The organism is Flaviflexus sp., assembly GCF_041440645.1.
Classification (GTDB): Bacteria; Actinomycetota; Actinomycetes; order Actinomycetales; family Actinomycetaceae; genus Flaviflexus.
The window spans coordinates 41459-51767 of sequence record NZ_JASDVN010000033.1 but is presented as its reverse complement, the minus strand read 5'-3'; the positions used below and the strand labels follow the sequence as shown (position 1 = coordinate 51767).

Genomic DNA, 10309 nt, shown 5'->3' with positions numbered 1-10309 from the left:
AGATGTGAGCGAGCAGGGCCCCGAGCGGTCACAGGCCGCCCTGGACAGGATCGACAGGTTGGCGGGTGAGGACCTCCGTGTGGTCGTCCCGTCCAGTCACTTCTTCCGTGGTGCGGTCGCGTCCTGGAAAGACATTTGGGACCATCGCGAACTCTGGTGGCTGCTGGTCAAGAGGGAACTGAAGGCCCGCTACAAGGACTCCACCCTCGGATTCTTGTGGACCCTGATCCGTCCCCTCGTTCAGCTCCTCATCTACTATTTCGCGATCGGTCAGATCCTCGGAGCCTCCCGTGCGATCGAGAACTTCGGTGTGTACGTGTTTGCTGGCCTCACGGCGTGGGGCCTGTTCAACGAGATCATCGCGTCCTCCACGGGCTCGATCGTGGGCAACTCCGGCATCATCAAGAAGGTGTATCTCCCCCGGGAGATCTTCCCACTAGCTGCAGCCGGTGCTGCGTTTATCAACTTCTGCGCGCAGATGGTGGTGTTGCTCGCGGGAGCGATCATCATCTCCGGGATCCACATCCCATCCCTCCTCACGTACGTGCCCCTCTCCATCATCGTCATTCTCGTGTGGGGTATCGCGGCCGGCCTGTTCCTCTCCGCCATCAACGTCTACCTGCGCGACGTGCAGTACCTGGTCGAGGTGTCCCTCCTCATCGGTATGTGGCTCTGCCCCATCGTCTACTCGTATTCGATGGTGGTCGATGCTGCTCCCGCGTGGCTTGCCGAACTGTACCTCATGAACCCCATGGCGAACGCCGTTCTCGGATTCCAGGCGGGCGTGTGGGCACCCAGCACATCATCGGCGGCTCCCCTGCCCGATAACCTGCTGACCAGCATGCTGATCTTCATTGCCATCGGCCTGGTTCTCATCGTTCTGTCCCAGCGCTACTTCGCAAAGTCTCAGCGCAACTTCGCACAGGAGCTTTAGTGAGCGACGTTAATGTCATCGAGGTCGACAGCGTTTCGAAGCACTTCGTCATCAACCAGGACAAGTCGCTCAAGGAACGCATTGTTAATGCGGCACGTTCCCGCAAGCACCGTGAGAAGTACACGGCCCTCAACAACATCTCCCTTGAGGTGAAGGCGGGCGAGTCACTGGGACTGGCTGGACCCAACGGCTCCGGGAAGTCCACCCTGCTCAAGCTCATCGGCGGCATCCTCGCACCGGACTCGGGTGAGGTCCGGGTCCGCGGCAGGCTCGCTGCCCTGCTGGAGCTCGGTGCTGGTTTCCATCCCGACCTCACCGGCATCGAGAACATCTACCTCAACGCCTCCATCCTCGGCCTCACCGAGGACGAGATTGAGAACCAGCTCGACTCCATCATTGCCTTCTCCGGAATCTCCGACTTCATCGGCACCCAGGTGAAGTTCTACTCCTCCGGCATGTACGTCAGGCTCGCATTCGCTGTCGCCGTCCATTCCGACCCCGACATCCTCCTTGTTGACGAGGTGCTTGCCGTGGGCGATGAGCCCTTCCAGCGCAAGTGCATGAACAAGATTCACGAGTTCCAAGAGGAGGGGCGTTCCATCATCCTCGTCTCCCACTCCGCGGATCAGATCATCGACGTGTGTGATCGCGCCGCGATCCTCCAGAAGGGCGAGCTTGTCACCCTGGGTCCCGTGCGAGATTCCATGAGCGTGCTCCACCGCGCCTACCAGCAGGAGCGACTGAAGGACGCCGCGATCATCGAGGAGTCCACGCCCACCTCGGCCACGATCGGTGAGGTGACCCCCGCCGGGCTCGTGCGCCTCCCCAACGGTCAAGACGTCTTCATCTCCGGCGATGATCTCGACCTCGACATCGAGCTCTCGAGCGACAAGCCGCTGAAGAAGTTCGGCATTGAACTCGAGATTGAGAACCTGGCCGGCACGAACGTGTTCGGCATGGATACGAGAAAACTGCAGCTGCAGATGCCGGAGATTGAGAAGTCCGGAACCGTCCGAATCACGCTCCCCCACCTGTACCTCGGCGAGGACACCTACGTCTTCAACGTCAAGGTTGTGACCGAGTTCGGAGTCCCGCTTGCCACCAAGTCCAACACCGGAGTCATCGTTGTCCGTTCGGACGGCATGACCACGGGCTTCGTTAAGAGCCACCCAGCCGTCCAGGTCGATGGTACTCCCGCCCTCCCACCCGGTGAGGCACCCGCCCAGCCCGAGTGACGAGCCCCAAGCGCTTCCGACTGACAACCACTCAAATCTGGGATCCAAATTCGAATCCCAGCTAGAGCCCCGGCTCGAATCCCAGCTCGAATCTCAATAAGAAATTCCCGGTCGGTAACTGGCTAACACCAGTCCCGACCGGGATTCCTTTATTTGTTTCTTGACTCAAGTACTCAAGCCCTCATTGCTGAGGAGCTATGTGAGCACTAGTTGCGGTATCGGTTCACTCCGGGGGTGTCGATTCCGTCGCCGTCCCAGTCACCCACGATCGGGGTGTCGGTGGACTTGCCGAATCCGATGGAGCTGTCGGCTGCCCCGCCACCAAGAGTGTTCTTGATGAAGAAGACGTTGCCGCGACGCACGGTGAGTGTGTCCGCTCCGTCGCCATCGAAGTCGCCCGCGAGCGCCTGATCAGTTGCTCGGCCGTAGTTGAAGGAGATGCCGTTCTTACCGCCGGCGTGCTGATTGGTGGCAATGAACGTGTTTCCTCGGCGCAGAGCAACTGTGTCGGTTCCGTCGCCATCCCAGTCACCAGCAAGAACCTGATCGGAAGCCTTGCCGTAGGCGAAGGAGATGGTGGCATTGCCGCCGGTGAGGGAGTTAGTCAGCAGAAGCTGATTGCCGCGGCGAACACCGACGGTATCCTTGCCGTCACCATTCCAGTCACCAACAACGACCTGGTCGCTTGCTCGTCCGTACATGAAGAAGATGCCTGCGGGTCCGGAGGAGACAGAGTTGCTCAGGTAGAACGTGTAGCTACGTCGCACACCCAGGGTGTCGACCCCATAGCCATCCCAGTCACCCACGAGAACCTCATCCCCGCGACGTCCGAAGGTAACCCCAGTATCAGCCGAAGCCGAGGTCCAGTCGTTCGCGAGCAGGAAGACATTTCCACGCAGAGAATTCACATCAACCGGATCCGTCGGATCTGTCGGGTCCGTGGGGTCGGTGATCTCGGTGTCAACGAAGATCGACTGCACGGGTGACAGGTTCTCTGCTCCGTGCTCGTCGATGACGCGGACGTACCACTGGTGCTGTCCTTCTTCGCGATCGGCCCACGTCACCGAAGCTGTTCCGGGGGTCTCGAGGCCGTTGACTGATCCGATCTCGTGGTTCGAGAGAACCTCGATGTTGACCGAGTCGGTGGAGAGGACCTTGGCGGAGGGGGTGATTCCGAGCTGGTCGTAGCTGATCGTGAAGTCCTGATCACCGTACGGGTCATCACCTTCGGCCATGAGGTTCGGGTCGTCAGAGTTGTAGCGATCGTATGACGGCGAGTAGGTCCTCACCCTCATCTCCTCCCCCTCGTTGTCGAAGTGGAGGAGGCGCAGGTAGCCCTGACCGCCCTCGGGCAGGCCCTGGTAGTCGAACAGCATCGATGTCACGGTGCGGTCCTTGACACCGTCACCATCGTCATCGAACTGGTCTGTGCGGGTGTGGGCGTCGTGGTAGTGACCGGACATGATGATCTTGACGTTCGGGTTCGTGGCCGCAACCTCGTCGAGGATGCGCTGCGGAACCGGGCCAAGTCCGCCCGTGGTCAGCATGAACTCGTGCAGGTTGAGAATCGCGACGCGATCCGGGTACTGTGCAAGCACGGAGTTCATCCACTCGATGGCCTGATCGTCAGGTCCCCAGCCCATGGACACGACAATGAAGTCGATGCCGCCCGCGGAGAACAGGTCGTAGTGGCCACGGTTGTTCTCGTACGACCCGCCATACCAAGGATTACCGTTGTAGCGGCCCTCACCGAAGTACGTGCCGTAGTTGGTGTAGTCGATCTCGAGGTGACCAACGTCGTGGTTGCCGGCAAGAACGCCGTACGGCATCCCAGCATCGTCGAGCCTCTTGTACTGCGGGACAGCGTTCTCCCACTGGTACATCTGGTCGTAGTCATCGATGATGTCACCGGTGTGGAACAGGTACTGGATGTTCATGTTCTCGCGCTGAGCAAGCACGAAGTCGTGAATAGCCTCCTGGTGCTGGGTGTACTGCTCGTTGTAGTACTGCGTGTCGGATTCCCAAGCGAGAGTGAAGTCGTACTCGGAACGATCGAGATCATCGGAGTTGTTCTTCGTGATCTCGGAGTCACGGGTCGTGTGGTCCTGACCAGCAAAACCTTCGGAGTGCTGCACAAGGAACGTGGCGGTGCCGTCCTGGCTGTACTCCTCAGCATCCACCAGTCCCGACAGGGAGAAGGACTCCGTCGAGGACGCATCGCCCGCGGCGGTGATGTGGCGATCGACCTCATCCCAGCCGCTTCCGTCAGCCTTCTGTGCGTAGAGGATGACCTGAGCGTCGCTGTCGGCCGAACCCTCCCAGTTGATGCGGAGGCGGGAGCCGTCAATCATGTTCTCGGGAACGTCGATCTCGAACACCTGGTACGGGAACTGAGCATCGGACTTGATCTCGTTGCCAAGGCCGTCGGTTGCACCGAACTGCTCAACCTCGTCCGCGGTCAAGGCAACTGCCTGCTCGCGGTCGGTGGTACCAGCATCAACAACCGTGCCGGTCGAGGTGCGGATGTCCTCAGAATCGAGCTCGGGGGCGTAGCCCTCGAGGAAGGTGACGTCGACCCGGTCGTTCGTCGGGTCCGTGATCGTTGCCGACAGGATGATATCCCCTGCGGGAACAGTCTCGCCGTCGGCGGGAGCGAACTCGCTTGAGCCCGGTTCCTCGTCCGGAACAACGAAGGACGTATTTGAGGTCGACGCGTTGCCAAGCTTGTCGGTCGCGGTGATGAGAAGCATGTGCTCGCCCGCCACCATGTCAACGCTCGAGGAGCTGTACGGCAGGGAAATCTTCTCGCCATCCAATTGAACCGAGGTCGTCTCAATGCCGACACCAGCATCCGTGATCTCAGCGTCGATGGTGAACTCGCCCTGGAGGGACTGATCGCTGGTCACGCCCGTGACAGTAATGGCGGGACCGGTGTTGTCGACGTTGAGGGTAGCCGTGGCCGAATCCTCGGACTCGGTTGCCGACACCTCGTACTCGCCGTTGGCGACGGTGGTGGTGTCCCAGGAGTGCCGCTGGCCGGTGAAGGCATCCTCTGGGATCTCGAAGACAGCATCGTAGTAGTCGAGCTTGCCCGTCGAGTCACCCATGCGGAGCCATTCCTCCGGGTTGGTGTAGCCAACCGGGGTCAGCGAGCGACCGTCGGGAAGAATGAGGCGCAGGCCCTTGATCTGGAAGTCATCGTTGTTCTCGTTGAGATCAATCTCGGGAGCAGCCTTGGTGCCCGCGTAGACGCTGACAACGAGCTTGCCGTCCTCCATGTAGCCCTGCGGTACAGGGGTGGAGATCGACTCGACGCGATCGTAGGTGCCCTCCTCGAAGATCTTGAGGACATCTCCGCCTGCCAGAATGCCGTTACGGAAGTACGTGTCGGTTGCCGTCACCTCCATAGCAAACACCGGGTCGGTTTCGAGTGACGCCACGGTGTCAACCTGCTCCCCACCGATGGTGAGGGTGGGCTGGTGGTCGAGATCGTCGGTTGCGGCGATGATGTCAACGACACCGGACACCCACTGACCGTCGGTCACGTTGAGGCGCACCGGGTCGGTGTTGGCACCCTCGACGTTGAGCCGAACCGGGTTCGTGGTCACGTGGTTCGTGCCGTCGGAAACGGTCAGGGTGTACTCGTACCAGCGCTTGCCAACAAGGTCGGCGGCGGGAAGTTGGTAGGAGAATCTATCGCCATCGGCCACGAGGTTAACCCTGCGCGGCTCCTCATCGGTTACGGACGAGAACAGGTTGAGGGTGACGGTCTTGACCTGCTCGTTGTCCGTGACCGTGAAGGTAAACGGGAAGGGAGCACCCGCGGGAATCTCGCCGGCGGTTTGGTCGGCGATTGCCGGTGCCTCGCTGTCCTCGGTGAGAGTGACGAGGGACTGGGGTAGCTGGTGGCTCGAGACCGAACCCGGGGTCGGCTGCTCGTTACCGAGGAGATCCTGCTTGAGCAGATCGTCCTCGTTGCTCATCCACTGCAGACCCATGTTGGTCGCCACGTCGGAAGCGCTGCCCATGTTGTAGTAGGCGCGGTTGACCATGTGGCCGGAGTTGGTCTGAATCTGGATGCCACGGGGAGAGCCGTTGGCCATGCCGCCCGAGCTGATCTCGACAAGGTCAGTTCCGAGCTCAAGGTCGGTGCCGTAGAAGGCGTTGAAGTCGTCCACGGTCATGTCGTCGTTCGGTCCGCTCTTGATCCAGAACACGAGGGTCTCGCCAGAGCCGATGACGGAGTTGGCGGGAACGGCGGGCCAGAGAACGGCGTTCGAGTTGCTGTTCTCGTCAACCGGGTACAGGTAGTTGATGACGTAGTCGGAGAAGTCGATGGGCGCATCGGTTGCGTTCGCAATCTCGATGAACTCGTAACCATCGGAAGCACCCACGTTGGTGGAGTCAACGACGGCCTCGGTCACGACCAGGGGTGCGGAGGTCGAAGGCGAGGGAATCGGTTCCGGTTCCTCGGTGTCCGTCGGAGCAGTCAGCTGCTCCTGGCTCACGACACCGGGTGTCGGCGTGGCGAGGGAAGTGTGGAGTCGCATGGCGCGGGGATTCGCAGCATCGGATGCTGGCATACCGAACTCCGCCACAAGGTTCTGACCAACGGAACCGCCCGGGTAGAAGGCCCACGAATCGGTCACGCCGTCCTTGAGGATGCGTATGCCGCGGTTACCGCCGTTGGCCATGCCGGCCTGACCCTCAATTCGCACAATCCGGGTCTCCTCATCCATACCGAACTCGGCACGGAAGTCAGCCTCGGTCTGTGCGAAGGAGTCGAAGTTGGCGGTCGAGTACGAGAGCCACATGACCACGGTCTCGCCGGATGCGATGGTGAGGTCCTGCCCGCCAACGAGCTGAAGCGGGACGTCGTTGGAACCCGTTTCACCATCGGTGTAGGTGTAGTTGAAGGAGTAGCCGTCCTCACCCAGGGTGATGGCGTGATCGCTGCGGTTGTGAAGCTCGAAGTACTCGTAGCGATCGTGGCTCGTGTTGTCCGGAGCGATCTCCGTGATGATGAGGTCGAGGATCGGTGTCTCTGGCGGCTCCTCGGGTTCCTCCGGAATGTTCAGCTGATCGTCGCTGACGCGGCCCGGGGTGCCACCGGGTGCGGTCTCGATCTGAACGAGGGTGCGGGGATCGGTTGCGTCCGCCCCGGGGAGAGCGAACTCGGCGGTCTGCGTCGTGCTGATCAGGGAGGAGAGGTAGTACGACCAGGTGATGACCTCACCGTTGTGGAGGATCTGAACGCCGCGGTCACCGGAGTTCGACATGCCGTCCTGGCCCGTGACTCGGATGATCCTCCTGGGGTCATCTTCTGCCATGCCCCACTGTGCGCGGAAGTCGGCCTCCGTGTAGTCGAAGGAACGGACGTTGCCACCGCTGTGAGAGAGCCAGAGAACAACCGTCTCGCCCGCCTCGATGACGACATCGTTCCGCTCTGACTGATCGTCGTTGACGAAGCGGAGGCGGGCCGTGCCCGGCGTGCCGTCGTTGGTCGACGTGTAGGCGAGCGAGTACCCCTGCTCACCCAAGTCGATTGCCTCGGTTGTCGTGTTGTGGACCTCGATGAACTCGAAGTGATCGACACCGACATGGTCCGGTGCGAGTTCAGTGATGACAAGCGGCGGCACGGCCGCCGGCTGGGATTGAATGACTGATGGTGGGGTTGCCGGCTGGGCGCTGACCGGCCCCGCCACCCCAAATGCGACGATGCTCGCCAATCCTGCGGCAAGCGCCGAGGCAAAGTGTTGCCTGTGGCTCTTCATGGATGTCCTATCTCGGAATATATGGAAAGGCACCCGTAAATATAATGAGAAACGGTAAAGATAAAGTGAACTACCGTGTCCTCTTACGTGAACACTTGGGGCGAGCCACCTCCCTGACCACGACTTTCCGTAGGTCGGTCACAGTTGAGAGGTAAACAATCATCTTTCACGCGGCTCTGTGAGTATTGTCGCCCAGTGTGCACGGGAGGGCGAGACTCGAAAGTCTCGCCCTCAGTTGATGGTCCTCAATTTCTCCGTGCAGATCGGTTGTACCCAATGCCTGAAGATCTGAGGACCGTCATTGCATTCTTGCTACTTGGTCAGGTCGCGGACAACGCCGATGCCGTCCTTGCCGTCCCTGTTCCAGTCGCCAACAACAACGGTGTCTGTTGCTCGACCGTAGCCGAACTTGCGATCCGCATCGCCAGACCTGTTGGAGTAGCTCATGTAGTAGGTGTTGCCGCGGCGCACGGTAATGGTGTCGACGCTACCCCCGTTCCAGTTACCGACGTAGACCTCGTCGCCCTTGCGTCCATAGTTAATGACGCGGTCCGCGTTGCCGGAGGTGACCATCCACTTGAGGTAGAACTGGTTGCCGCGGCGCACCGCGATCTCGTCCATGCCATCGCCGTCCCAGTCGAACACGAAGACCTCGTCGCTCGCCTTACCAAAGTTGATCGAGCGCGTGGGCGTGTTGACTGCGGGATTGTCGTAGATGTCGAAGCGGTTGCCGGAGCGCAGGATCAGGGATTCCTTGCCGTCACCGTCGATGTCACCGGTGAAGACCTGCTGGCCTGCTCGACCAATCGTGTAGGTGTTGGTCGTGGTGGGCGACGTGGAGGACGTGGCGAACGTGAAGACGTTGCCGCGGCGGGTAAAGGGGAGGTCGCCGTTGCTAAGAACGTTGCCGACGTAGAACTCGTCTCCGGACTTGCCGAAGTACTGGACGTTGGTGGAGACGGGTGAGAAGTCATCCGTCTTGAAGACCACGAGGTCGTTGTCGCCGCGCACGGGCTTGCCGGCGCTATCGATCTTGGTCTGGACGTTGTTACGCATACTTCCCAGCAGCGGGTAGATGTTGCCGGGGCACACGGTGGCGGACACGTCGCGGTGGCCGAGGATCGCGTTGACGGTCTGGTTCCTGCCCGTGTTGCCGTTGTAGAAGGTCCACGTTCCCTTCGGATTCACACCCGCGGCTGAGAACTTCCAGGCAATGATGTTCTCCATCGAGGTGATGGAGGCCTGGGTAGGCTGAACGGTACCCGTGTAGGTTCCCATGACGGAGATGCCCATGGAGCCGGTATTGGCAGGTGCCGCGTGACCACCCACCACCATCTGAGTATCGGACGACAGTAGAGTGCCATAGCGGCCCTCGTAGATGGTGCCGTATTTGTCGACAAGGAAGTTGTAGCCGATGTCGTCCCAGCCGCGGCCGGAGGAATACGTGTGGTAGTCGTGCACGCTTCGGACAACGCCGGGGGCCTGCGCCTGCGTGTAGTTGTTGGTGCCCGCCGTGTGGTGGATGACTGCGCCACCGAGCTTGACGTACGAGGGAGTCCAGAGCGGGGGCACACGAGTCTCGCCCCATCCCGCGCGAGTCACGATCGACGGTTGCGGAACTGTGGCCGTGGCCTGAGTGGTCAGAGTTTGCGGCTCCGCGAGCGCCTCGGCGGACGGCGCGGAGGTTCCCATGTCCATGAGTGTCTCGGGCGCGACGTCCTCAGCGTTGATTGCTTCGATCGTGTCGGTTCCAGCCGCTGGGGCAACAGTTGCAACGGACGGGGTCTCCTCCACTGCCTCACCATCGCCCTCACCGCTCGTCAGCACAAGGTTGAGGTCGGCGGGAGGTTCGGATCCGGAGATGCGGACCTGCACGCCGTCAGCTCCTCCGGTAATGAATGGCTCGGTGCCATCATTACCGCCCACCCCGACCTCGATCTCGAGGGCGTACCAGTCGGACCAGGTGCCGCTTTCAAGAACGCGAATATCAACGCCCTCGGGTGCTGTCCCCTCCCAGGTCACGCCGGCAACATAGAACTCATCGGACGCCATCGGCGCCGTGAGGATCTCGTACTCGGAGCTTGCGTCGTTCTGCGCGACATCCGATTCCGCAGAGTTCGCGCTTTCTGTGCCGGATGAAGCTTGAGCATCCCCACTTGGTGAGGATGCTCCATTGTCTGCCTGGTCGAGTTGTGGTGCGGAGTTCAAGTCAATGACTGTCATTCCATTCGGGGTATCTGCAATCGCCGTCGTCGGCACTGCGAGAAGTATGGTGGCAAGGGCCGCTGAGCGGAACTTCATACCGGTCTCCAAGTTCAAGTGACATGTTCGTTATAAACCTAGCCTATTGAGACACATGAGCAAGG

General features: G+C 60.7%; 4 protein-coding genes. 2 read left to right on the top strand and 2 right to left on the bottom strand.

Annotated elements, in window-relative coordinates:
• The first annotated feature begins 4 nt into the window (after positions 1-4).
• Together QMB98_RS04805 and QMB98_RS04800 are read left to right on the top strand one after the other, a co-directional pair.
• Complete coding sequence (locus QMB98_RS04805; RefSeq protein WP_371684540.1) at positions 5-934, top strand: ABC transporter permease; 930 nt, start codon at positions 5-7, stop codon at positions 932-934.
• Positions 934-2169 (top strand): polysaccharide ABC transporter ATP-binding protein, encoded by a 1236-nt coding sequence (locus QMB98_RS04800; RefSeq protein ID WP_371684539.1) that lies wholly within the window; start codon positions 934-936, stop codon positions 2167-2169. The genes QMB98_RS04805 and QMB98_RS04800 overlap by 1 nt, the downstream gene beginning before the upstream one ends.
• A gap of 206 nt (positions 2170-2375) precedes the next feature.
• On the opposite strand, the gene QMB98_RS04795 is transcribed toward QMB98_RS04800, so the two are convergent.
• Positions 2376-7943, bottom strand: coding sequence for a lamin tail domain-containing protein (locus QMB98_RS04795; protein WP_371684538.1), 5568 nt, complete (start codon positions 7941-7943; stop codon positions 2376-2378).
• A gap of 312 nt (positions 7944-8255) precedes the next feature.
• The gene (locus tag QMB98_RS04790) at positions 8256-10166 is read right to left on the bottom strand and encodes an N-acetylmuramoyl-L-alanine amidase (protein WP_371684537.1); all 1911 of its coding nucleotides are present in this window, start codon (positions 10164-10166) and stop codon (positions 8256-8258) included.
• Positions 10167-10309: the final 143 nt, after the last annotated feature.

Coding starts and splice junctions, on each gene's coding strand:
- QMB98_RS04795 (WP_371684538.1), bottom strand. CDS start 7,943: ATGAAGAGCCACAGGCAACACTTTGCCTCGGCGCTTGCCGCAGGATTG.
- QMB98_RS04790 (WP_371684537.1), bottom strand. CDS start 10,166: ATGACAGTCATTGACTTGAACTCCGCACCACAACTCGACCAGGCAGAC.